24 protein-coding genes are annotated in these 24,754 nt (G+C 43.8%); 10 read left to right on the forward strand and 14 right to left on the reverse strand.

Annotation, left to right across the window (positions count from 1 at the left end; genetic code table 11):
- Positions 1-51: 51 nt before the first annotated feature.
- Together AC0L6N_RS03955 and AC0L6N_RS03960 are read right to left on the reverse strand one after the other, a co-directional pair.
- Positions 52-807, reverse strand: a complete 756-nt coding sequence (locus tag AC0L6N_RS03955) for a YdcF family protein (RefSeq protein ID WP_473479056.1) — start codon at positions 805-807, stop codon at positions 52-54.
- Positions 808-817: 10 nt separating this feature from the next.
- Positions 818-1,834, reverse strand: a complete 1,017-nt coding sequence (locus AC0L6N_RS03960; RefSeq protein ID WP_473479059.1) for an NAD-dependent epimerase — start codon at positions 1,832-1,834, stop codon at positions 818-820.
- 111 nt (positions 1,835-1,945) lie between these two features.
- On the opposite strand from AC0L6N_RS03960, the gene AC0L6N_RS03965 reads away from it, so the two are divergent.
- The 4 genes from AC0L6N_RS03965 to AC0L6N_RS03980 all read left to right on the forward strand — a co-directional run bounded on the left by AC0L6N_RS03965 (position 1,946) and on the right by AC0L6N_RS03980 (position 5,733).
- The gene (locus tag AC0L6N_RS03965) at positions 1,946-2,728 is read left to right on the forward strand and encodes a S1 family peptidase (RefSeq protein ID WP_011574068.1); all 783 of its coding nucleotides are present in this window, start codon (positions 1,946-1,948) and stop codon (positions 2,726-2,728) included.
- Positions 2,729-2,871: 143 nt separating this feature from the next.
- On the forward strand, positions 2,872-3,414 hold the full coding sequence (locus tag AC0L6N_RS03970) for a hypothetical protein (protein WP_473479062.1): 543 nt from the start codon (positions 2,872-2,874) through the stop codon (positions 3,412-3,414).
- Between the two features lie 274 nt (positions 3,415-3,688).
- Entirely contained in the window at positions 3,689-4,600 is a 912-nt protein-coding gene (locus AC0L6N_RS03975) for an HprK-related kinase A (RefSeq protein WP_473479064.1), read from the forward strand.
- The gene (locus AC0L6N_RS03980) at positions 4,597-5,733 is read left to right on the forward strand and encodes a nucleotidyltransferase family protein (RefSeq protein ID WP_473479067.1); all 1,137 of its coding nucleotides are present in this window, start codon (positions 4,597-4,599) and stop codon (positions 5,731-5,733) included. Before AC0L6N_RS03975 ends, AC0L6N_RS03980 begins: the two co-directional genes overlap by 4 nt.
- 21 nt (positions 5,734-5,754) lie before the next feature.
- Here the strand turns inward: AC0L6N_RS03980 and AC0L6N_RS03985 are convergent, their stop codons facing one another.
- The 3 genes from AC0L6N_RS03985 to AC0L6N_RS03995 all read right to left on the reverse strand — a co-directional run bounded on the left by AC0L6N_RS03985 (position 5,755) and on the right by AC0L6N_RS03995 (position 10,837).
- Positions 5,755-7,929, reverse strand: a complete 2,175-nt coding sequence (locus AC0L6N_RS03985; RefSeq protein WP_473479069.1) for a malate synthase G — start codon at positions 7,927-7,929, stop codon at positions 5,755-5,757.
- A gap of 98 nt (positions 7,930-8,027) precedes the next feature.
- Entirely contained in the window at positions 8,028-8,972 is a 945-nt protein-coding gene (locus AC0L6N_RS03990) for a LysR family transcriptional regulator (RefSeq protein ID WP_473479072.1), read from the reverse strand.
- Positions 8,973-9,235: 263 nt separating this feature from the next.
- Entirely contained in the window at positions 9,236-10,837 is a 1,602-nt protein-coding gene (locus AC0L6N_RS03995; protein ID WP_473479075.1) for an isocitrate lyase, read from the reverse strand.
- Positions 10,838-11,271: 434 nt separating this feature from the next.
- Between AC0L6N_RS03995 and AC0L6N_RS04000 the strand changes: the two genes are divergently transcribed.
- The gene (locus tag AC0L6N_RS04000; protein ID WP_473479077.1) at positions 11,272-12,561 is read left to right on the forward strand and encodes an alkaline phosphatase; all 1,290 of its coding nucleotides are present in this window, start codon (positions 11,272-11,274) and stop codon (positions 12,559-12,561) included.
- Between the two features lie 169 nt (positions 12,562-12,730).
- Here AC0L6N_RS04000 and AC0L6N_RS04005 read toward each other — a convergent pair whose 3' ends face one another.
- The 9 genes from AC0L6N_RS04005 to AC0L6N_RS04045 form a co-directional block, all read right to left on the reverse strand.
- Positions 12,731-13,429 carry a VC0807 family protein gene (locus tag AC0L6N_RS04005; RefSeq protein WP_006992073.1) on the reverse strand — a complete coding sequence of 233 codons (699 nt, stop codon included), beginning with the start codon at positions 13,427-13,429 and terminating at the stop codon, positions 12,731-12,733.
- Positions 13,430-13,544: 115 nt separating this feature from the next.
- Entirely contained in the window at positions 13,545-14,123 is a 579-nt protein-coding gene (locus AC0L6N_RS04010) for a rhomboid family intramembrane serine protease (protein WP_473479080.1), read from the reverse strand.
- Positions 14,124-14,190: 67 nt separating this feature from the next.
- Positions 14,191-15,354, reverse strand: a complete 1,164-nt coding sequence (locus AC0L6N_RS04015; protein WP_473479082.1) for a glutathionylspermidine synthase family protein — start codon at positions 15,352-15,354, stop codon at positions 14,191-14,193.
- Between the two features lie 8 nt (positions 15,355-15,362).
- Positions 15,363-15,977: a DUF1190 family protein gene (locus AC0L6N_RS04020; protein ID WP_006992076.1), complete on the reverse strand. Its 615-nt coding sequence runs from the start codon at positions 15,975-15,977 to the stop codon at positions 15,363-15,365.
- Between the two features lie 8 nt (positions 15,978-15,985).
- Positions 15,986-16,402 carry a DUF350 domain-containing protein gene (locus tag AC0L6N_RS04025; protein ID WP_473479084.1) on the reverse strand — a complete coding sequence of 139 codons (417 nt, stop codon included), beginning with the start codon at positions 16,400-16,402 and terminating at the stop codon, positions 15,986-15,988.
- A 26-nt stretch (positions 16,403-16,428) separates the two neighbouring features.
- Positions 16,429-17,076, reverse strand: a complete 648-nt coding sequence (locus AC0L6N_RS04030) for a YjfK family protein (RefSeq protein ID WP_473479086.1) — start codon at positions 17,074-17,076, stop codon at positions 16,429-16,431.
- Positions 17,066-18,127, reverse strand: coding sequence for a potassium channel family protein (locus AC0L6N_RS04035; RefSeq protein WP_473479089.1), 1,062 nt, complete (start codon positions 18,125-18,127; stop codon positions 17,066-17,068). The genes AC0L6N_RS04030 and AC0L6N_RS04035 overlap by 11 nt, the downstream gene beginning before the upstream one ends.
- 177 nt (positions 18,128-18,304) lie before the next feature.
- A complete protein-coding gene (locus tag AC0L6N_RS04040; RefSeq protein ID WP_473479091.1) occupies positions 18,305-18,985 on the reverse strand; it encodes a PspA/IM30 family protein in 681 nt (226 codons plus the stop codon).
- Positions 18,986-19,000: 15 nt separating this feature from the next.
- Positions 19,001-19,390 carry a YjfI family protein gene (locus tag AC0L6N_RS04045; protein WP_011574082.1) on the reverse strand — a complete coding sequence of 130 codons (390 nt, stop codon included), beginning with the start codon at positions 19,388-19,390 and terminating at the stop codon, positions 19,001-19,003.
- Positions 19,391-19,576: 186 nt separating this feature from the next.
- On the opposite strand from AC0L6N_RS04045, the gene AC0L6N_RS04050 reads away from it, so the two are divergent.
- The 5 genes from AC0L6N_RS04050 (at position 19,577) to secD (ending at position 24,746) form a co-directional block, all read left to right on the forward strand.
- Positions 19,577-19,885 (forward strand): DUF6471 domain-containing protein, encoded by a 309-nt coding sequence (locus AC0L6N_RS04050; protein ID WP_011574083.1) that lies wholly within the window; start codon positions 19,577-19,579, stop codon positions 19,883-19,885.
- Positions 19,886-20,121: 236 nt separating this feature from the next.
- Complete coding sequence (queA, locus tag AC0L6N_RS04055; protein ID WP_473479094.1) at positions 20,122-21,162, forward strand: tRNA preQ1(34) S-adenosylmethionine ribosyltransferase-isomerase QueA; 1,041 nt, start codon at positions 20,122-20,124, stop codon at positions 21,160-21,162.
- A gap of 180 nt (positions 21,163-21,342) precedes the next feature.
- Positions 21,343-22,455, forward strand: coding sequence for a tRNA guanosine(34) transglycosylase Tgt (tgt, locus tag AC0L6N_RS04060; RefSeq protein ID WP_473479096.1), 1,113 nt, complete (start codon positions 21,343-21,345; stop codon positions 22,453-22,455).
- Positions 22,456-22,485: 30 nt separating this feature from the next.
- Positions 22,486-22,824, forward strand: coding sequence for a preprotein translocase subunit YajC (gene yajC, locus AC0L6N_RS04065; RefSeq protein ID WP_006992085.1), 339 nt, complete (start codon positions 22,486-22,488; stop codon positions 22,822-22,824).
- 77 nt (positions 22,825-22,901) lie between these two features.
- On the forward strand, positions 22,902-24,746 hold the full coding sequence (gene secD / locus AC0L6N_RS04070; protein WP_011574086.1) for a protein translocase subunit SecD: 1,845 nt from the start codon (positions 22,902-22,904) through the stop codon (positions 24,744-24,746).
- Positions 24,747-24,754 lie beyond the last annotated feature (8 nt).

Here is a 24,754-nt window from a genome sequence, read left to right on the forward strand (position 1 = left end):
CTACAATCTGACTGGTGATTTATAGCGTCAATGCATTGTTTACTAGTTTTATCACTTAATGTAGCGCTGGTATATTAGACCTAAGTACTCGTGAATTGCTCGCTCGCTGCGATAAAGACTATACGCGTTGGGCAAGCCTATTGTGAATGAAACGTGTTTCCGACTGAGGTGCTCTACAGGTATCGGTAATACTGAGAGTCCATGTAGTCTGAAATATTCCACTGCGCGAGGCAGGTGACTCGCCGAGCTTACTAATGCCATATGTTTGTTTTGCAAATATGGCGCCAATGCTTCTACTTCTGATTCTGTGTCATGCCCCATAGGAAAGGTATGAATGTCCTTTGGATTTACGCCTAAAGTGACCAAAAAGTCCTTGTTATATTGGGCTTGAGATTTTAAGTCCGTCTCATTTAGGATCCCAGCGGCTAAGTATATTGGCAGAGGTTTTTCGTTGTACATTAACGCAGCGTGTAAATTGCGCTGCATCGTGCACTGGGGCCATTTACTCACAAAAGGTAAGCCGTCATCATCGAAATGATTGCAGGCTAACACTACGATACCATCCGTCAGTTGCCATTCATTTGAAGAGAGTTTGATGGTCGGATATTGGTCTTCCAATGGCTTAATTAATAGAACACTGGGATAAACAAGACTACAAAAAAGTACCCATAAGATTGGGACGCATGACGCCCATTGGTAAATACGCCGACCTTGAAGTGGCAGCCGAGATAAGAGCTGCAAGATAACAAACAACAAAAGCCCATGAACTAACGGCGAGCTTAAACTGTTTGCTAATGACTGCAGCATTTACATTTCCTTATATTTTGTAGAAGCTTTTATACCAATCTACAAAATTGGTAATCCCTTCTTTTAATTGGGTTTTAGGCTGATAACCAACATCGTCAACAAGCGCCTGAACATTGGCGAAGGTATCTGGGACGTCTCCTGGTTGCATTGGCAGTAGTTCTTTTTCAGCCTCTTTACCTAATGCGCTTTCCAGAGTTGTAATAAAATCAAGTAGATTGACCGGGGTTTGTGCGCCAATGTTGTATACGCGCCACGGGGCTTTACTGGTACTTGGATCTGGTTTTTTGCCTTGCCAAGATGGGTTACCCGCTGCGTTATGATCCAAGGTGGATATAACACCGCTGACAATGTCGTCAATGTACGTAAAATCGCGTCTATGATTGCCAAAGTTGTATACCTGAATAGGATCGCCCTCAAGTATCGCCTTGGTGAACTTAAAGAGTGCCATGTCAGGTCGCCCCCATGGCCCATAAACGGTGAAAAATCGCAAGCCGGTGGTAGGCAAATCGTACAAGTGGCTATAAGTATGGGCCATCAATTCATTGGCTTTTTTGCTTGCCGCGTACAAAGATACAGGGTGGTCAACGTTGTCCGATACCGAGAAAGGCATCGATTCATTGGCGCCGTAAACAGAGCTCGATGAAGCATACACTAAATGCTTGACTGCATTGTGACGACATCCTTCCAAAATATTAGTAAAGCCAACGATATTGCTGTCGATATACGCATGGGGATTTTCAATGGAATAACGCACACCTGCTTGTGCAGCCAAATGTACAACTTTATCAAATTTTTGCTCACGAAACAGTGACTCCATTTCATCTCGGCGAGCTATATCCATTTTTACGAAGTTAAAATTTTGCGCTTTTTCGTGAGCATCAAGTTCTGCCAAACGGCCATGCTTTAGATTAACATCGTAATAATCGTTTATATTGTCGATACCCACGACTTCGTCACCGCGTGATAACAACACCTGACAAACATGAAAACCGATGAATCCGGCAGCCCCTGTGACTAATACTTTCATTTCATTAATCCTAATATTTTGTGTATAACCCTAAGATATTAATCACGTTACGCTATTGTTGTGACAAAGTTTCTGTTCACACTAGCCCTACGAAATAGTAAGTAGCTTATTATGATAACGAAAAATTATATTTATAAAATCATTTGTGTGGTTTTTTCTTTGGTGTTTTTAACGACGTCAGTCAGCGCCTCGCAAAAAACAAACGTGGTTAAAAAAGTTAAACCCTCTGTGGTAGGGGTAGGATTGTATGATGCAATGTCTGCTGTTTCGCATCAGCTGCGGGGAAGTGGCTTTGTATTTGGTGATGGAACGCTCATTGCGACTAACTTCCACGTTGTATCAGAACCGCTTGATCCACAGATTGTCCAATATCATATTGTTTTTTCGGGGACGGGTCGACAACCTAAAATCCATAAAGCTGAAATTATCGCTAAGGACCCGGTGCACGATTTAGCAATACTGAAAATTCGTGACACACTGCCAGCTTTGCAGCTTGGCCCAGATGAGTATGTTGATGATGGTCAAGACATACTAATGACAGGATTCCCGATTGGGTCAATATTAGGATTATACCCGGCAACCCATAAAGGAATGATTGCAGCACTCACCCCAGACGTGATCCCAAGTGCCAATGCGCGTAACTTAACCATGAAAATGCGCAATCGTTTAGAGAGTCCATTCATGATTTATCAACTGGATATGACCGCCTACCCTGGCAATAGTGGTAGCGCCATTTATGATGCCGAGACAGGCCGTGTGGTGGGGATCATTAACAAGGTATTTATTAAAGAAACCAAAGAAGCGGTTTTAGAAAAACCGAGTGGCATTAGCTATGCAATTCCTGTTAAATATTTAAGATTATTAAGCAAAAAGAAAGGGATTGCGGTAAACTGAATAATAGTTGATCGAATTGTGTCACGAAACTTTACAGTTTTTGATTTTAAGTTAAATATATCCAGTAAGATCAGTAGGTTGGGATTTGGCTTAAATTTTGCTTTATCTGCCTGATATGCGTTACTAATGGAGTATTAAGAACAATGAATGTCGTCGACAAAAAATCTGAGAATAGCCAAGGCGCTGTTTCTAACCGACGTAAGTTTCTGTTAAAAGGATCTGCCGCTGCACTCATAGTCAGCCTTCCATCGAAAGCGACGTGGGCTACAACGGCGAATGGTTGTACAGTATCGGGGAACTTGTCTGGAAACTTATCACAAGCATGCTCCACCACAACGATTGCTGGAGTATCACCCGCTACTTGGTTAAAAGATGCTAAGAATAACCAAAATTTAAGAGACTCACTTAAAGCGGTCAAATGGGACACTGTTTTCAGTATCTCTACTACGGGTACATATACAAAGGGCGGTGGTGGAGTGGTGAGTCGTCCACATTTGTATCGTGTTTTATGGCAAGGTTCTGACATCGACAAAAGTTTAGTCGCTGGATACTTGAATGCTTATTATGGAAATTATCCATTGTCGTCGCAAGTGACCCCTGAGATGTATGCTTCAATGCTTGAGGAAGAAGCGATGAATGACCAGGGTGCGCTTATGGATGCATTGAGTCAAACTTACACGCGATAATTGAACCTGTTGCAGCTAAGTTTGTACCAAGTAAACCCAAATATATTGATTTATAACGCCAGCGATTCGTCTGGCGTTTTTGTGTTTGTACCTATCACGGGTAATTCTCTGAGATTGAGTGGCCAATTTCAGGCTTTTTTTACTCAGTATCATTTTGGTGTTCCCTTCAATGAAGAGCAAATGTTCGCTCTATTTCCCGATTCTTCGTTGATTGATATTCAACAATCAATCAGGCACCTCGAATCCCAGTGCGTCATTCAGAAGGTTGAATCCGTTGAGACTTAAGGATATTTCAGAAAATGAAGCCGCCACGAGACTGATAAAGGGGGAAATCAATATCGATTTGGGCGTAGCAGCCTTTGGTGTTCAATCTTCATTGCCCGATGTGCAGCGTGTGTTTTATCAACTATATGGTGACTATGAGTTACTTGATGACGCATCTCCTGCGGATTTTCGGGTTGCCGTGCAATCACCTAAATCCTTGAGGCGGTGGTATAAGCCGCAAATTCACTTTCTACTTGATGAGTTCGTGCCGTTTTTACCCTTGCCACGCTCACAAGCTTATCCAGTGTTAGAGTGGGGTATGAACTGGTGTATGGCGTCTCATATGCACAGATATTTATTACTCCACGGTGCAGTGCTCGAAAAAGACGGCAAAGCGATAATTTTTCCGGCACCTCCGGGCTCAGGTAAGAGCACGTTAACAGCCTACTTGGCCCATACCGGATGGCGTTTACTCTCAGACGAAATGACGGTTATTAATTTAGAGACAGGCCTAGTTCACCCCTTTGTTCGTCCAATTTGTTTAAAGAATAACTCAATAGATTTGGTGAGATCTTGGTTCCCAGAGGTGACTATTTCAAATATTGCCAGAGATACCAATAAAGGTGATGTGGCTCATGTGAAACCCCCTATTGCAAGTATTGATAAAATCAAGCAAACAGCTCCGGTGATGGCTGTCGTACTACCCAAATACACATCTGATGTCACGTTAGATATCTACAGTTTAACCAAAGCTGACGCGTTTCAAGCGTTAACGGATAACGCGTTTAATGATTCAATATTAGGTGCTGATGGTTTTCTCGCACTGCAAAAGTTAGTCGAAAGTACGGACGCAGTGGAAATTCATTATAACGATTTAGCCGAAGTCTCAGCATTTCTGGACGAGGGGCAGTTTGCACCGTGAATACTATATCCAAGTATACTGACCATTTAGTCACACTGCTATCCGGTAACGTGCCAAAGGCAATCGCACACACGGAGTGGGAGTTTCTTATACGGATCGCTCGTGAAGCATCTGTCTTACCAAGAGTTGCTTATGCGCTCGATAGTGTCATCGAATTGGTTCCTGAGTACGCGCAGACACACCTTATTTCCGCTAAATATCATGCAAAATTACTCGCTCAGCAAGTGAAATTTGAGGCCAGCGAATTCAAGCGAATTTTACCTGTTGAGCTGCAAACCGAGCTTATTTATTTAAAAGGGGCGGCCTACACATTATCAGGATGTAGTGCAGGTAGAGGGCGTGTTTTTTCTGATATTGATATGTTGGTATCAAAAGCTAATTTGCGTGAAGTCGAAGCACGTTTAAGCGTATATGCGTGGTTTACTCAGCCAACAGATGACTATGATGACATGTATTATCGTCAGTGGGCCCATGAAATTCCGCCTTTGAAGCATTCAGGGCGAGGCACAATATTAGATGTGCACCATAATTTAGTGCCGCTTATCAGTGGTAAAGCCCCAGATATAAATGATTTTACCGCTGGTGCTCGCACCTTATCTTGTGGCGCGCGCGTCTTATCGCCAGGCGCAATGATATTGCACAGCGCTGTGCATTTGTTTTATCAAGAAGAATACCATCATGGCTTTCGTGACTTGTCAGATTTGCACTTGCTGTTTAGCGAGTTTGGAACTGAGCAAGCATTTTGGGATGAACTGTTTATTCTGGCGCAAAAAACGGGGTTTGGTTTAGAGCTCGCCCTCGCATTACGTTATGTAAATACGCTGTTCGATACCGATATTCCACAAGCTGAATTGCATAAAAGCCAGCTTTGGCTACCACCTAAAATTACGCTAAAGATATTCGATTGGATGTACTGCAGAGTACTGCAGCCACATCATAGATTATGTAATGTGAGGGGGTTGGGCTTGGCCAACACGATGGCGTTGCTGAGAGGGCATTGGATAAAAATGCCAGTGCATATTTTGCTCATGCATACGGCTGCCAAAGGTTACAGAAATATTTTGAAGTGGGTGGCTGGTAAAGGAGTGAATAAGCCAGGTAGCGCGAAGAACAACACGCCACCAGGCATTTAACGTCTGCGTTTGAAAGAGCCGCTACACAGTGGCCAGTTTATCTTTCATTTCCCTGCGCTTAGCATGCAAAACAGGTTCGGTGTAACCATTTGGTTGCTGCGTTCCTTGCAGTATTAACTCTTGAGCGGCTTGAAACGCAATTGATTTGATTGGGTCAGGCATCATAGGGATGTATTCCTTATCAGAACTATTTTGTGCATCGACTAATTGTGCCATGCGCAACATTGAGTCATTTATTTGTGCCTCGTCAATTAAGCCATGTAACAACCAGTTAGCGATATGCTGGCTGGATATGCGTAACGTTGCTCTGTCTTCCATTAGGCCCACGTTGTTGATGTCCGGTACTTTAGAGCAACCAATCCCTTGATGAACCCAGCGAACCACATAACCCAAAATCCCTTGAACGTTATTGTCTAGCTCATGCTGAATGTCTTGCTGGCTCAAACTGGAACGGTCAGCCAAAAGGGGCACGGTCAAGATATCATCTAACCCATCAAAATCATTGCTTGCAATCGGATTTCGCAAACTAAACACATCAATCTGGTGATAATGTAAGGCGTGCAAGGTCGCAGCGGTTGGGGAGGGAACCCAAGCAGTGTTGGCGCCCGATTGAGGGTGATTGGTTTTACTTTGCATCATGTCAGCCATGTTATCTGGAATTGGCCACATACCTTTCCCAATTTGCGCTTTACCTGACATACCTGCGTCTACACCAATTTTCACGTTGGCTAACTCGTAGGCAGTCAACCAAGGCTGTTGCTTGATGTCAGCTTTTAACGCAAATGGCCCTAAATGCATTGAGGTATGGATTTCATCCCCAGTTCTATCTAAAAAGCCCGTATTAATGAATACTGCGCGCGCTTTTGCTGCATTGATACACGCTTTCAAATTCACACTTGTGCGACGTTCTTCGTCCATAATGCCCATTTTTAATGTGTTTTTAGGCAGTGCCAAAGCATCTTCTACTTGACTAAACAAAGTGTCAGCGAATGCTACTTCCTCTGAGCCATGCATTTTGGGTTTAACGATATAAATACTGCCCGCTTTACTGTTACGATATTGGCCATTGCCTAGCAAGTCATGTTTGGCGATTAGGCTGGTGATAACCGCGTCCATTATCCCTTCGTAGATGGGCCTACCCTGAAACAAGATTGCGTCGTTCGTCATTAAATGGCCCACATTACGCACAAACATCATACTACGACCATTTAGCGAAAATGACTTGCCTGTAAGCGTCGTGTAATTTCTATCGGCACTTAAACGTCTGACGGAGGAGCCGCCTGGTTTATTTAGGCTCACTTCAAGCGTCCCTTTGATCAGTCCTAGCCAGTTCTGATACACCAAAGTTTTATCTTCAGCATCCACTGCGGCAACTGAGTCCTCACAATCCATAATGGTTGTCAGTGCTGATTCAACTAATATGTCTTTCATGCCACTGGGGTCGCTTTGCCCTATTTGATGAGTGCGGTCAAATTGCAGCTCTACGTGCAGACCGTTATGTTGTAACAAAATGGCGCTAGGGTTGTTTTTATCGCCAACAAATCCAAGTAACTGGCTAGGGTGAGACAAGGTCGCTGTGCTCGCATCGGCTAGCGTTACCACTAGTTGACCTGAAGTAATATCATAACCTTGACTGGTGGTATGGGAGCCATTGGTCAATGGTGCGATAACATCGAGCCACTTTCTTGCATACTGTATAACCTGTTGCCCTCTTGCGTGATTGTATTCTTTTGTGCGCGTAGCGCCGTTATCTTCAGGGATAACATCTGTACCGTAGGCTGCATCGTATAAGCTCCCCCAACGGGCATTAGCAGCGTTAAGCGCGAAGCGCGCGTTATTGATGGGCACCACAAGTTGAGGGCCGGCCATGGTAGCCACTTCGTCGTCAACGTTATCGGTGGTAATTGAGAAATCCGCTGGTGGCGTTTCTAGATAGCCAATTTCTTGAAGGAAAGCTTTGTAACTTGCAGGCTCTAAGGTTGGATGAGACTGGCAATACGCATCGATTTTTTGTTGTAGCAAGTCGCGCTTAGCCAATAATGCATCATTAACTGGCGTGAGCTGGGCTAGAATATTGCTAAAACCAGCCCAAAAATCTGTGGGGGCGACTTCACTGCCAGGTAGAGCCTGCTCTTCGATAAAGGCAGCAAGCTGAGGTGCTACCTGTAATTGTTCGCGTTGAATATATTGTTGCATGATCTACTCCGTTGATAAGGCTATGAACCCAGTCTACGAACTAATGCCTAGTTTGTTTAATTTATGGTTTCTATCTCAGCTATTTATTTCATGAATGGCTATTGGGCAGACAAGATTTCACCCACATCTGTTATTAAGCGACGTAACCAAATATGTCCAGCATCGTGGTGCAACAAAGCGCTCCAAGCCATTTTTAGGCCAATCGGCGGTATATCAAACGGTGGATCTAGGATCACAATATTTGGGTCGTTTTCATATAGCGCGGCTGCTTTACTAGGCAGTGTTGCCACTAAGTTCTGCACCTTGGCGAGTTGCAAAGCGACGTGATAATGGCGAGTAAACACTCTTATATCGCGCTTTTGGCCAATTTTAGTCAACTCGGCATCTACCCAACCTAATTTTTGCACTTCATTCGGATCTATTCCGACTCCGACACCAAAGCCGGTTTTACTTACCCAAATATGCTTACTGTCGATGTAATTTTGCAATGTAAAGTTATCTACTATGGGATTATTACTGCTAACGACACAGGCAAAGCGATCGTACCAAACGACTTTTTGATGAAACGATAACGGTAACTCTTCAAAGCGGTTAATGGCCATATCCACTTTACCTTGCTCAACATCATGAAAGGTCACGTCGCTAGGGGTAATCATATCTAACGTTATGTTTGGTGCCACTTTGGCCAACTGGCGTATGACCTCAAGAAGCAACGTGGATTCAGCGTAATCGCTGGCCATGATCCTAAATGTACGCTTACTGGTTTCAGGTACAAAGTCTGTCTCTGGTTGAATCGAGGCCTCAAGTTTTGATAACACATCGCGTATAACGGGTTGCAGCTCCAGGGCACGCTTAGTCGGCGTCATCCCGTCACTGGTGCGCACTAGTAAGGGATCTTTAAAAAGATCTCGAAGGCGCTTTAAACCGTTACTCATGGCGGGTTGGGTAATACTGAGTTGATTTGCTGCGCGGGTAACACTGCCTTCTCGTAGAAGGACGTCCAGATACACCAATAAATTGAGGTCTACTTTTGAAATATTCATAATATTAATGCACTTATTGTTTTCTATTGTATAACCAGATTGTACTCAGATGAGAAAAAGATGCTAGTGGGTGAGTGAAAAAATTTAAGTTTTTGTATTAAAAGGATTATTTTATAAATTAACTGCGTGTGCTAGTTAATTCTATAGAAAAAACAATATAAAAAATTGATGTTAAAGAAATAATCATTTTACAAATGAATGCTGTTTTACAGACAAAAAAATAGCAGGTTACCCTGCTATTTTTATACTTTGGAAGTTAGACGTTACACTGCAACGTCGAACTGATTCATGGTGTTGTCTTTGCCTGACGCTTTAAGCGCTTGGTCACCAGAGAAATACTCTTTATGATCATCCCCTAGGTTAGAGCCTGCCATTGCTTGATGCTTAACACATGCTAACCCTTCACGTAACTCTTTACGTTGAACGCCTTTCACATAAGCCAACATGCCTTCTTCACCAAAGTAACCTTTCGCTAGGTTGTCAGTTGACAGTGCTGCGGTATGATAAGTCGGTAACGTAATCAAATGATGGAAAATACCCGCTTCACGAGCCGCATCCGCTTGGAATGTACGCACTTTTTCATCTGCTTCTTGCGCCAGCTCAGAGGCATCATAACGTGCTGACATTAACTCATCACGGCTGTAGCCAGACACATCTTTACCTGCTTCAGACCAAGCATCGAAAACTTGCTGGCGGAAGTTTAGTGTCCAGTTGAATGAAGGTGAATTGTTATAAACTAATTTCGCATCAGGTACCTCTTTACGAATAGCACTTACCATTTCACCAATTTGCTGAACATGCGGTTTTTCAGTTTCAATCCATAATAAGTCAGCGCCATTTTGTAGCGATGTAACGCAGTCAAGTACTACACGGTCGAAGCCTGTGTCTGCTTTGAACTTGTACAAACCATTAGGCAAACGAACTGGTTTTACTAGCTTGCCGTCAAGTTTCAATACTGAATCGCCATCTTTCAAATCATCAACAGAATCAACTGCTGAGGTTTCTAAAAAGGCATTGTACTGGGCAGCTAAATCGTTAGGCGATTGAGACACTGGGATTTTTTGAGTCAGGCCAGCCCCTAAAGAATCGGTACGCGCAACAATCACCCCATCATCTACCCCTAGCTCAAGAAACGCGTAACGTACGGCATTGATTTTACATAGGAAGTCTTCATGAGGCACGGTTACTTTACCGTCTTGATGGCCACATTGCTTGGCATCAGATACTTGGTTTTCAATCTGAATACAGCATGCACCTGCTTCAATCATCTTCTTAGCAAGTAAGTACGTTGCTTCTTCATTACCAAAGCCTGCATCAATATCAGCAATAATTGGAACAACATGGGTTTGGTAGTTATCGATTTTAGCTTGAATTTCTTTGGTATCTTGGCCAGCTTCTTTGGCACTATCAAGTGCGCTGAACAACTCACCAAGCTCTTTTGCATCGGCTTGACGTAAGAAGGTGTAAAGCTCTTCGATTAACGCAGGCACTGACGTTTTTTCGTGCATTGATTGGTCAGGCAAAGGACCAAACTCAGAGCGTAGAGCAGCTACCATCCAACCAGATAAGTACAAGTAGCGTTTATCTGTAGTGCCATGATGCTTTTTAATTGCCAACATTTTTTGTTGACCGATAAAGCCATGCCAGCAACCTAGAGACTGAGTATAAGAGCTTGAGTCTTTATCATAATCAGCCATATCTTTACGCATGATACCCGCAGTGTATTTCGCAATGTCTAAGCCCGTTTTGAAGCGATTTTGTGCTTTCATACGTGCAACGTACTCTGGGTTGATAGCACTCCACGTTTGGCTATTCTCGCCAGTTAGGGTTTGGGCAGCTTGAATGTCGTTTGTGTAGTTAGACATGACGATGTTCCTTATGTTTGTAGGTAAAATTTGATTAGCAGGTTGTAAACTGAATGTTGCTGCTAACCGATGACCAAATCCTACTAATAGAATTCAAATAACGAAAGGAAATGATATTGATTTTCGGTATTCACCTTGTGAATAATTGTTGGCTTGCTTTAAATATCAAGGCGAAGAGAATAAATAAGCCCAGTGAAACAGAATGCATTTGCCTTTTTAACGCCGTAATAAGAATGTAGATCCCAGCAACGTTTGTCTCGTTTTGTCCATATGGACGGTTTTCCCACACCGTGATGTCCCTAAAAATTACAATTCAAATATTTTGAGACAAAAAACGCTAATGTTTTTTTTAAATATCGAACCCAATACTACGCCTTGTCGCAAAAGGCTGCGTATAATCAAGGGTTTAAATATTAAGCAAATATAGGATTGAGATGAAGTTTGTGAGTACCGTTTTGCTATCAGCCCTGTGTATGGGAGCTGTAGCGCAAGAGCCTAAGAATGTAATTATGGTCGTTGGTGATGGAATGGGGCCAGCGTATACCACCGCATATCGTTACTTCGCAGATAACAAAAATACGTCAGTAGTCGAGCAAACCGTTTTTGATCGCATGCTGGTAGGCATGGCCAGTACGTACCCAGCGCAAGTCTCTGGTTATGTCACCGACTCGGCGGCAGGTGCAACGGCTTTGGCCACCGGCGTAAAATCTTATAATGGCGCGATTGCTGTGGATGTAGACAAAAAACCTGTTCTCACGGTACTTGAGTGGGCTAAAGAGCATGGATTGAAAACAGGTGTTGCTGTTACCTCACAAATTAACCACGCGACTCCTGCAGGATATTCAGCACATAACGAGAGTAGGAAGAATTACAACGAGATAGCTGACAGTTACTTTGATGACAAAGTGGATAACCGTTTTGTACTTGATGTCATGCTCGGAGGTGGTTGGAATTACTTCATTCGTGATGATCGCAATTTAGTAGCAGAGTTCAAGGGGGCTGGTTATCAATACGTTGATAAGATAACCGACTTGAGTACGACGGATAAAAATAAACCATTGTTAGGTTTATTTGCAGAGCAAGGCTTAAATTGGGCGTTAGATATGCCGGCGAAACAACGCTTGCAAACGCTCACTCAAACCGCTGTTAAACACCTTGAAAACGACAAAGGCTTCTTTTTGCTCGTTGAAGCCAGCCAAATTGATTGGGCCGGCCACTCCAATGATGTCGGCGCAGCGATGACAGAGATGCAAGACTTAGCGCAAACTATGACGTGGCTAGAGCAATACGTTAGTCAGCACCCTGATACATTAGTCGTGTTAACCGCAGACCACAGTACAGGTGGTTTCACCATTGGTGCTAACAAAATTTATCGTTGGGAGCCGCAATGGCTCGATAACCTTAAAGCATCGCCGTACGCTATTGCTAAACAATTGATGACAGCTAATAATAAAAGCGCGTTAGCGGCTAAGCTTCTTGGCTTTTCTCTTAACGATGAGGAAAAGTTTATGCTCGAGGCAATAGATACCCAAGATGACGAAATAGCGTATCAAACAGTGAAAACTTTATTAGATATACGTACCAATACGGGGTGGACAACGGGTGGGCACACTGGTGTTGACGTGCCGGTATATGCAATAGGGCCTGGCAGCGAAAAATTCCGTGGTTTGTTAAACAACACGCAGGTCGCAGATAATATTTTCACCTTGCTTGGCCGAGAGTAACCAATCTAGTCGGCTAATTATTGAGTGAGCAGGTCGTCAGTGTTCACGACTAAGATTTTTTAAGCAGCCAATAAAAAACGCTGATAGAGCAATCTATCAGCGTTTTTTGGTTTTCAAGACTTTTCCGCTAACAGTATCGTTAGTTATTGCTGGTTATCACTGTTGGCTGTTACTGCTGGGCAAGGAAATTCTCTAAATCTTCACCCGTTAATTTCTTAATTTGAGCGAATAGGTACCACAAGGCGCCCATTAACATGATCATGCTCGGTATCACTATCACTGGGTAGCTCAGTGCGGTCATGCGACCAAGCTCTTCTGTATATTCGGTCGTCCCTGGGGGGCTTACCAGAATCACTTTGGCCAAAACGTAATTTAAAACTGAAGATAAAAAGAATGAACCGGCGACAATATAAGAGCTGATCGCCATCTTCCCTTCAAAGTCATTAGTGGTACCTTTTGCTTCTAGTGCTCGGCTCAAACTGTCCCAGTTGACAATTTGCTCGTTGAGCACAAGTACCTTTAGTAATGGCTTGGTAGTGCGCTGGGTAATTAACACGGCAATGCCAATCACAGCCGGAATAGCCGCTTCTTTTATAGCAATATATTCAGCAGGGAGCTCCAACAGACTAATGCCACCGGTTAATATAACGCTGACAATCCCCAATATTGAAAAGGCATTTACCTTGCCCGACTCTTTAAGATCCCACAACCCATAACCGATAGGGAATATCAGTGCGGCAACAATACTCCATGCTGGGCCTAGGTATTCATCAGAGCTCAAATTGCTCATGATCACCACAGGGATAATGATATTAAATGCTAGATTACCGAAAAATCCATTTTGTTTTTTGGGGGCTTGATTACTCATTTGGGCCTTGGTTTGTATTTAGATAACGACAGCATTATAGGGAAGTTGCACTTCACGCTCTAGCACTACCTTAGGTTAATTTGATGATAAAGCCTGATTGCGAGAATTAGGATTATTAGCGCACATTTTTGGCCCACAATCTCGCAGCAATCAAGCCAGAGATAAAGCCGAACAAATGGCCTTCCCAAGATACAAAGGTTCTTGCAGGCAATACGCCGAATATTAAGCCGCCATAAAAAAAGGCCACTAACAAGGAAATAATAATGAGCTTAAACTTTCGGCTTAAAAACCCTGCTAATAAAAGAAAGCCAAAATAACTGTATATCACGCTGCTCGCACCGATATGACTGGCTGAGCGGCCAAATAACCACACCAACAACCCTGTTAGGACAATACAAAAGAACGTGACACCAAAAAAACGCTTATTACCGTACTGCAGCATTAGAAAGCTCAACACACACAACGGAATAATATTCGACAGGTAATGGCTAACATTGGCGTGTAAAAAAGGACCGGTTAAGACGCCAACAAGCCCTGGAATGTAACGTGGAATATTGCCAAAGTGATTTAACATGCGCCCAGTGAGAAGATTAATGATCTCTATGGCGGTGATCACAATGAAGATAATGCCTACCGTTTTTAACTGCTGGCTTAAGCGAGAAGGATTGCGCGAAGTGAGTGTTTTGCTATTCATAAAACTGTGTTAGGTAAGTCATATCGGTATTTTGACGTAAAAGGCTGGAGAATGAGATGTCAAATTGTCACAAAATAATATGCGGTAAATAACGTGACATATCTTGGGTGATAAGTGAGGTGTCTTCCCGTACCGAAATGCCCGCAGGCTGATCATCCACCAACCACGAGCCAATCAAGGTGTGGTTTTCTCCGAACTTTGGTAATGGCGAATAGGCTTGATAAATAAACCCTTCTTCACCATAGGGGCCTTGTGCTTCGAGCACCGTCTTGCCGTTTTCAATTACACTGATGTTCGCGCCTTCACGGGAAAATATTGGCTTCTTAACCAATTTAGTCTCGTTAGCAAGTTGCAGTTCATCTTCAAAATAAGATGCCAGTAAGTTGGGATGACCGGGAAACATTTTCCATAACATGGGCATCAACGCTTTATTCGACAATATTGATTTCCATAGGGGCTCAATCCAATGGCTTCCAGAAGGCTGAATATGTTGAGCGAACGCTTCTCGCTGCATAAATTCCCAAGGGTAGAGCTTAAACAAGGTTTCAATGATTTGATCGTCGTGATCGGTAAACGCGCCGCTGTCACTCAAACCAATGTCTTCCATATAAACGAAGTAGTCAGCGATCCCTGCTTCGCGCGCACAATCTTGTAGATACTGCACCGTACCTCTGTCTTCGTCAGTATCTTTGCAGCAAGCGAAATGCATTAAGTCTAATTGATAGTGGTTAGCGATGTAGCCTAATCGGGCAACAAGCTTCTCTTGTAGTGAGTTAAACTGGTCGGCTTTTTTATGCACTAGCCCTTTATTGACTTGTTCTTCAAGCCATAACCATTGCCAAAATCCACTTTCATACAGTGATGTTGGCGTGTCTGCGTTATTTTCGTAAAGCTTAGCAGGGCCGCTGCCATCATAGCTAAAATCCAAACGTGAATATAAACTTGGGTCTCGGTTTTTCCATGAATCGGCAATGGGCTGCCAAAACCCCTGTGGGATCTGAAAACGTTCAAGCAAAGCCTCGTCATTAACGACGCGCTCGACCACCGCCAGACACATCTGATGAATATCGGCAGTTGGCTGCTCTATATCATTTTCAATTTGGTTTAGGGTAAATTGATAGTACGCTGACTCATCCCAATAGGGTTCGCCATGCATAGTATGAAACTTAAAACCAAAATCAGCGGCTTTACGCTGCCAATTTGCCCGTTGCTGAATAGGAATGCGAAACATACGAAAGGTTAGCCGCCCCAACCACTGGACTTTCTGCTCGAGCCACCCCAATTTGATTTTGCGCGCACGCTACTGCCAAACCCGCCTCGGCTCATGGTTTTGGTCACACTCGGTTTTGACTTAAACGCATCTTTGCTGACGTTCATATTACGGCGGCGATAATCACCATAGTCACTGCCATCTGCACCCATCCAACGTTGGCGATACGAAGAGTAAGGGGAGTATGAGGTAAACATGGGCTGAGTATTATAGCCTCGCGGTGACAATAGGTTGCTCAACATGTAACCGGCCATAAAAGGCATAAAGAACGAGCCACTTTCGGTGCGGGTATAATTACACTGATTGGCCCCAAATTCCTCTTCACATATTTGCCGTGACGCATATTTAGGGCCTGTGCGCTGAGCTTCATCTAGCGCATCTTGATAAGCCGTTTTACATAGCTCTTCTTGCCCAGGGTTTTGATTTGTACAGTCGTCTACTGAGGTATAAACCGTGGCTTTTTCCGTTTCTTCACCACAACCACTAAGCATGACTGCTGCAATACCCAAGGCTAAAGGCTTAACCGAAAAACCTTTACGCATGCTCTTTAGGTTGATATTTGATGAGCGTTTACGCTGAGTCATATGTCCTCCTAGTAGGTCATGCAAGCGGCATTGAGCAAACCAACCGCAACAGAAACAGCGCCAAGAATGGTACCTGCAGAAATTTCGTTATTAATAATGCGCTCGGCAATTTTTGGCATAAAAGTGAACCGCAAAAGTAAGAATGCGACGACTTGCGCAATAATTGCCACAACACCCCACACGATAAAGTCGACCAATGACGCTGAGTTTGCAACCGCACTTGATAACGCCAGGGCAAAACCGATGATCGCGCCACCAAAGCCAATCGCTGCGGCCAGATTTCTCTCTTGTTTAACTAATTTCCATTCATCATGGGGGGTCACGAACGCATAGACAATTTTGAAGATAAATAGCAATACAATTGATACCGCAAAATAAGCGGCAAAATGACCTAGGCCGGCAATTGAGTTAAGTATTGTTTCCATCGTTTTTCCTTTCGTTAAATGGGATGTTAGCCGTTTATCGTGATGTCGGCTTGTTCAATATTAAAACCACTGCTGATAACCAAGCAGCGATCGAAGTTCTGACCAACTAGTTTCTCTTCACCGCTGACCAGCAAGGCCTCTATGTTGCTATCGTCTAATTCGCGCTCGTACAGCATCACGAATTGGTCGGTTTCACTCACGTCACCGTCTTCTTCATAGGTTTTTTCGGTCATAGCGACAGCGGGTGACACATCACCGACAGCGTCCCATACGCGCTGATAGCTATTGCCTTCTAGTGAATATTGGGCTTGGGAGATGTCATTTTTAAGCAATTGCTGCCATTGAGTGTCGGTGCCGACGGTTTTGGTTTCATAGAAATACCATAACTTGACATCAGTAATGTGATTTTCTGTCAAACCGCCGTCCAAAACAACTTGTAAAAATGCATCGTCATCGGTGTAAAAGCGCAGAATTTTGCCACCTGAATCTAAATCGACTTCACCAACCGCCTGAATAATATGTGAGCTGGCAGCAGACTCAATGATAAGGCTCGGCTCTATCAGTTTGAGTTTTAGTGGATCAATTTGAAATGAACCACCCAAGTAAAGGCCCATAACCTCAGGGGCTTTTGGGGTTTTCGACGTGTCTTTTTTACCAAATAATTTACTGAACATGGTATTCCTCAGAAAAACGTTGCCATTCGATTTTTTTGATCCTAGCTTTCGCGATATAAAACACCTTGTCACCCGGCGATAATTGCTCATCCAGATCAGGATTGACTTGTATGTTCAATCTATCATCGCGCTTAGCCGTGCCGATAAGCGTTGCATTGTAACGAGATTTCAACTGATTGAATGCCAAACCAACCTGCACAGGAGACATTTCAAGGGGAAGGGTATCTGAATACTGCGCTTGGCCTTCGGCCACACTGAGTAAGTCGTGGTGTAATACGCTTGAACCTGGATCGAATGCTGATTTTGCCAGCATCTCTATCGCGACGCTCGGCGTGCACTCAACATTCGGGCAGTGGCGCTGGAGGAGGTTGGCTAACGTTTCATCAGTGAAGTAAGCGACCATTTGCGCATTAGGATTACGTTGGCTGCAATAAAGTGCAGTGGTCATGGTTAAATCATCTTCTGGGTTATCCATTAAAACGACTTTGGCGTCGGCAATACAAGCTCGGTCCATGTCTTTGTCGTTACTAAAACTATTAACCTTCACAAATTCGATTTTATCTGGCATCGGGTTAGTAATATCGGCGCGAACACACAATACAATCGTCGGGCGTTCGTCCACGGCTTCTCGCTCGCGTAGCAGTAAATCGAGTAATCTAAGCGTACGTTGCTCGTTCCACCCGAGGACCAGAATATGATTAGATACTGATAAACTTTGCAAACCTTTTACTCCTTTTACCCACTGAAATGATACCCAAGACGCAACCCGACCAATCACTAATGCAAAAAAACTCAAGCCAACAGGTATTACATATAAAGAGACTATGTATTTTCCTGCTGTGGTTGTCGGCGACAAATCCCCGTAGCCCACTGTTGAGCCTGTAACCACCAACCAATAAATGAAATCAGTGCTGTTTGTTAGTGCATCTTCATTTGCGAGCGCCATTAAGCACCAGCTCGAAACAGTGTAAAAACTTAACGCAATCAGTAAGGTGTACCAACGCATCTCAGAAAAATACTGAGACAGCATTTTACGTATCTTTATAAACATGGCGTTAAATTCAGGTTATTGTTATTTCGAGATATTCTTTCATATCCCAGGACATTAGCCAACGTAAGTCATTCCGCAGTCAGCACTAACTGTGTAAACGTAATAGATACAATAAACCCACAGATAAAAAAATGGCCAGCCTGTAACTGCGGGCTGGCCATTCAAATAATACGCAAGCTATTTGCCTAAAATGCGGCTTAACTCATCATCAGCAGAGGTTTGTCCGCCTTTGATACCGGCTTGAGCCAAACGTTTCTCTAGGTCGTCGCTTGATTCTTCAGTCGCAAGTTCTTGCGCTGTTTGTAGCTCTGCATCGCGCAATGTCTGCTTGTCTTGAATACGCTGCAACGACTCGGTGGCGGTTTTCATTTTGCTGTTCGCACCCAAGTGACGTGACGACACAGCGACCTGTGCTTTTTGCACAGACTCAGTGGCCTTTACCATGTCGACCTGCTGCTCTAAACGTCGTAGATTAGCTTTTGCTTGACTGATATTGCCCGCCAACTGCTTCTCAGATTGCTTAAACTGATCTAAGTATTTCTGTTCACCTTCTTGTTCAGCTTTCAAGTCACTGACTTTTTGAGCGCAGTCAAGGGCTAGTTGGCGATCTGAATCTATCGCTTTGCGAGCATGGGCTTCGTATTGCTCAATAGAAGATTGCAAGCTGGCGACTTTCTGCTCAGACAATTTGCACTTAGCCAAAATTTGCGTGCGTGCATGATCTGACTTACGCAGCTCGTCTTTTGCTTCACGGATCTCTTGTTCAAGGATACGGATTGCTTGGCTGTCTACCACTGTTTGTGCTGCTTCTGTGGCACCACCTTTAACGGCAGTTACTAATTTTCTCCAAACTGACATAATGTCACTCCTCGATTAAAGTAAATGTTCTGCATAAGCATCTAAAAATGCTTCTACATTTTGAAATAAGGTTTGCACTTCGATCGTAATGCTCTGTGCTTTCGATTGAGAACTTAAAGAGCCAAACGCTGTGTAATACTCATCGCCAGCCACATTCGAAATACCCACAGTGGTCAGCGGGAAAATCATATGGGTTTTTAAAATCTCTTCGTTCAATGCGATTTTGTCTTTCACCTCTTTGACAGAAAAGAGTAAAGACTCAACGAGAATTTGTTCTCCGCTTATTGCTAACCAAGCATCAACACCATCGCTGTTGGCAATTAATAAACAATTTTCTTCGCGGGTAACAACGAGATCTTGGTTGTCACTAAAAAGGGCCTCAAGTTGATTAAGATCCCATGTCATGGCTACTCTCCTGTATGGCTAATGACCGTTGTTCGAATATGTCTCAACATTTCGTTGAGCTTGTTGGCAAAACTCGGGCTTAGTGTAGTCAGGTGAAAAACAATTAGTCAAATGTTATTTTCAACATTTGATATTTATTTGTCACTAATGTAAATTATACGTCACATTTGTATCGTTGGAATAGTTATGCAAAATCATTCGGATGGTCTGACAGCAAAACAGACAAATAGTGCCTCCGCAGATTGGCGTCAAGTGGTTCAGCGCCTATTAAAAGCGGAAATGTCTAAGCGCGGTGTTAAGTATCAGGATCTCAGTGAACGCCTAGTATCAATTGGGGTGAACCAAAGCGCAGACAACCTGCGCAACAAAGTGAATAAAGGAATATTAGGCGCCGATTTGTTGTTACAAATCATGTATGTGCTTAATATGCGCCGTATCGAACGGGATGATATCGTGGATATGTTTAGCGACATGGGGCAAGATCTCTCGCGGTAGCGATGTAAAAATTTTCCGAGCTTGCAGAACACGACCAAAAAATACAGACAAAAAAAAGCCCAACGCAAAAGTCGCTGGGCAAAATAACAGTCAGGAGAAACGTCAATAATAAATAAACTGTTGATGTTATTTTAGCCGCAATATGCAAAGTCACAAGTTGGTTAGCGTATACCAAGGTGATTGCAGGTATTAATTATTATACGTAAAATAACGGGCTACATTTCCCAGGATAATATATGAAAGTTTCTGAATTCCAGTTTGATTTACCTGAAGCCCTCATTGCGCGTTACCCCACTCAAGAGCGGACCGCGAGTCGATTAATGCACTTAGCCACAACAGGCTTGTCGCATTTGCAATTCACTGACGTGGTGAACTTGATTAATCCAGGTGATTTACTGATCTTTAATAATACTCGCGTCATACCTGCACGGTTACTCGGGCAAAAAGCCTCTGGTGGTAAAGTAGAAGTGTTGATTGAGCGCATTATTGACGAACACCATGTTTTAGCCCATGTACGTGCCAGTAAATCTCCTAAAGAGGGCACGCAACTATTACTTGAGGGCAAAGTGGAAATGGAAATGGTAGGGCGTCAAGATGCACTATTTACATTAAAGCTGCTTAACCCTGAGCCTATTCTTGAGATACTCGAACAATATGGGCATATGCCGCTGCCGCCCTATATCGATCGTCCTGATGAAGAGTCTGACAAAGAGCGTTATCAAACGGTATACAATGAGAAACCAGGAGCCGTCGCCGCGCCTACCGCAGGTTTGCACTTTGACGACGTCATTTTGAAGCAATTACGAGATAAAGGCGTAAACACAGAATTTGTGACCTTGCATGTTGGGGCTGGAACCTTTCAGCCAGTGCGGGTTGATAACATTCTAGAGCACCAGATGCACTCTGAGTATGCAGAGGTACCGCAAAACGTTGTTGATGCTATTGCTAAAACCAAAGCGGCGGGTAAACGCGTGATTGCTGTGGGCACTACGTCGGTAAGATCGTTAGAGTCAGCAGCGAAAGCAGCATTAGAAAATGGCACTGCGCTGGCGCCGTTTTTCAGTGACACAGACATTTTTATTTATCCTGGCTATAAATTTCAGGTGATTGATGCCATGTTAACCAACTTTCATCTATCAGAATCGACGCTCATTATGTTAGTCAGCGCCTTTGCTGGAAAAGAAAATGTGATGAATGCGTACCAAGAAGCTATTGCCCAGCAATACCGCTTTTTCAGCTATGGCGATGCCATGTTCATTGAGAAAAACCAAGACTGATATCCGGATTGTTATCAATACCTACGTTAGGCGAATAAATAGTGCGTTATTAGTTTTTATTCGTAGACGCAATTCGTATATAATCCGGCCACTTTTTGTCAGCAACTCGCTTGTTAGGCATTGAATATCACCTAAGACGAGAACACGCTGGTGGGCACGCCCTGTCAGCAGGAAGTATTTATGCAATTTGAATTAGATAACACAGACGGAAAGGCGCGCCGCGGCCGTCTTAAATTTGACCGAGGCATAGTTGAAACGCCTGCGTTTATGCCAGTTGGCACATACGGCACGGTTAAAGGCATGACGCCTGAAGAGCTTGATGAAACGGGCGCGCATATATGCTTAGGGAATACCTTTCATTTAATGCTACGCCCTGGTACTGAAATCATTAAACAGCACGGCGATTTACATGATTTTATGCATTGGCAAAAACCTATCCTCACGGATTCAGGTGGTTTTCAGGTATTTAGCCTAGGGGATTTGCGTAAAATCACCGAAGAAGGGGTAACTTTCCGCTCGCCAATCAACGGTGAAAAAATCTTACTGACCCCTGAAAAATCGATGCAAGTGCAACGTGATTTGGGCTCTGACATCGTGATGATTTTCGACGAATGTACGCCGCACCCAGCGACTGAGAGCGAAGCACGCCAGTCAATGGAATTGTCATTACGCTGGGCCAAGCGCAGTAAAGCGGAACATGGCGACAACCCATCAGCGCTATTCGGTATCATACAAGGTGGTATGTACGAAGGATTACGCGACGTATCCCTTAAAGGTTTAGAAGACATTGGCTTTGATGGCTATGCCATTGGTGGCTTGTCAGTAGGTGAGCCAAAAGAAGACATGATCCGCATTTTGGATCACACCACAGACAAAATCCCAGCGCACAAGCCGCGTTATTTAATGGGCGTGGGTAAACCGGAAGATCTGGTAGAAGGTGTGCGCCGCGGAGTCGACATGTTTGATTGCGTTATGCCTACTCGTAATGCTCGAAATGGTCACCTTTTTGTCACCAGTGGCATTGTCAAAATTCGCAACGCAGCCCATAAAATCGACACAAGTCCACTAGACGATAAATGTGACTGTTACACTTGTAAAAATTATTCTCGGTCATATCTACATCACTTGGACAAATGTAACGAAATATTAGGCGCGCGTTTAAATACTATTCATAACTTGCGATATTATCAGCGTGTTATGCAAGGGTTGCGTGATGCGATTGCCGAACAGAAGTTAGATGAATTCGTTGCGGATTTCTACGCACAAAAAGATATGCCGGTACCGGCGCTATAACAACAAAACTTAACAAACTATGGGGAATTTATGAGCTTATTTATCTCTGATGCACATGCACAGGCAGCACCAGGCGGTGCAACAGGCGGCGGTTTTGAAATGCTGATCATGCTCGGCGTATTCGGTTTAATCTTTTACTTTATGTTATACCGCCCACAAGCAAAACGTGTAAAAGAGCATAAAAACTTGGTTAGCTCGTTGAGCAAAGGCGATGAAGTTTTGACCCAAGGTGGCATGGTTGGTCGTATCGTGAAAGTATCAGAAGAAAAGGACTTTCTTGAAATTGCACTAAACGATACAACCAACATCGTTGTACAAAAATCTGCTATCTCAGCTGTGTTGCCAAAAGGCACAATGAAAGCGATTTAAAATGAGTTACCTTAAATAAAGCGGGCGATTGCCCGCTTTATTTATGTTTACGACATTCAAAATGGAAGGATTTTTACGTGTTAAACCAAACTCCGTTATGGAAGTATCTTGTACTGATTTTTATCGTCGGTATGTGTGCTCTATACGCCACTCCCAATTTGTACGGTGAAGACTATGCCGTTCAAATCTCAGCCGGCCGAAATGCCAGTGTCGATGAGTCACTGCTAAGCAAAGTCACAGAAACGTTATCTAGCGAGAATATAGAAACAAAAAATATCGCTTTAGATAATGAACAAATTTTAGTTCGCTTGACCAATTCTGATAGTCAACTTATCGCGCGAGAAACCCTGCAACGAGCATTAGGTGATGACTACTACGTGGCCATGAACCTAGCCCCAGACACGCCAGCATGGCTTGAAGCCATTGGCGGTGCACCGATGAAGCTTGGGCTCGATTTGCGCGGTGGTGTGCACTTCCTAATGGAAGTGGACATGAACTCAGCAGTCAATAAGTCTTTTGAAGATATGGTATCCGATTTTAGAAGTGCACTTCGTGAAGAAGGTATTCGCTATCGCACAGTGCGCCAAGTTGAAGGTGGAGTGGAAATATTCTTCCGTGACCAAGATACCCTAGATAAGGCAGAGTTCTTTTTACGTAACCGTAATCGTGACTTGGTTTTCACTGAGAAAAATGACCTAAAAATCGTGGTCAGTATGTCAGAGCAGAAGCTTGCTGAAACCCGCGATTACGCGGTTAAGCAGAACATCACCATTATCCGTAACCGGGTAAACCAACTGGGTGTAGCTGAGCCAAGTGTACAAAAGCAAGGCGTTGACCGCATCGCTGTGCAATTACCTGGCATACAAGATACTGCCCGTGCTAAAGAAATTCTAAATGCAACGGCGACCTTGGAATTCCGCTCTGTAGATTTAGACCATGATGTACGTGATGCTGTTGCTGGGCGTGTACCTGCAGGCTCTGAACTGGTACTCGATCAGCAAGGTCAGCCGCAACTGCTGAAAAAGAAAATCATTCTGACCGGTAACCACATCATTGATGCTAACTCTAGCGCAGATGAGTACGGTATTCCTCAGGTGAATATTTCACTTGATTCTAAAGGCGGCAGTAAGATGTCACAGTTTACCAAAGACAGTATTGGTAAGCCGATGGCGACCGTCTTTATTGAATATAAATCAACGGGTGAGCGAGATGCTAACGACAAGCTGATTTTTGAAGCGAAGCGCGAAGTGATCAGTATCGCTACCATTCAAGCGCGCTTGGGCAGTAGTTTCCGTATTACCGGGTTAGACTCGCCACAAGAAGCGCATAACCTGTCGCTACTACTCAGAGCTGGTGCACTGATAGCACCTATTCAAATCGTAGAAGAGCGCACCGTTGGGCCAAGCTTGGGTAAAGAGAACATCGCACTGGGTACACAAGCCATCATTTGGGGCTTTGTCGCAGTACTAATCTTTATGCTGATTTACTACAAAGCATTTGGTTTGGTCGCGAACCTTGCTCTGACTCTAAACCTAGTGATGATCGTTGGCATTATGTCGATGATACCGGGCGCGACATTATCGCTACCTGGTATGGCCGGGATCGTGTTAACGGTCGGTATGGCGGTTGATGCAAACGTTCTGATATTCGAGCGTATCCGAGAAGAACTACGGGAAGGGCGCAGCCCCCAACAGGCAATTCATCACGGTTATGACAGTGCATTCTCGACCATTCTTGATGCCAACATTACAACCTTCATTGCGGGTCTGATTCTGTTTGCTGTGGGCACAGGCCCAATTAAAGGCTTCTCGATCACGTTAATGATTGGTATTGCCACTTCCATGTTTACCGCTATTTTTGTTACCCGTGCTGTTGTAAATGCATGGTGTGGTGGTAAGCCTTTGAAAAAATTATCAATATAGGAGCGCTG

The sequence above is a fragment of the Paraglaciecola sp. G1-13 genome, from assembly GCF_055809255.1.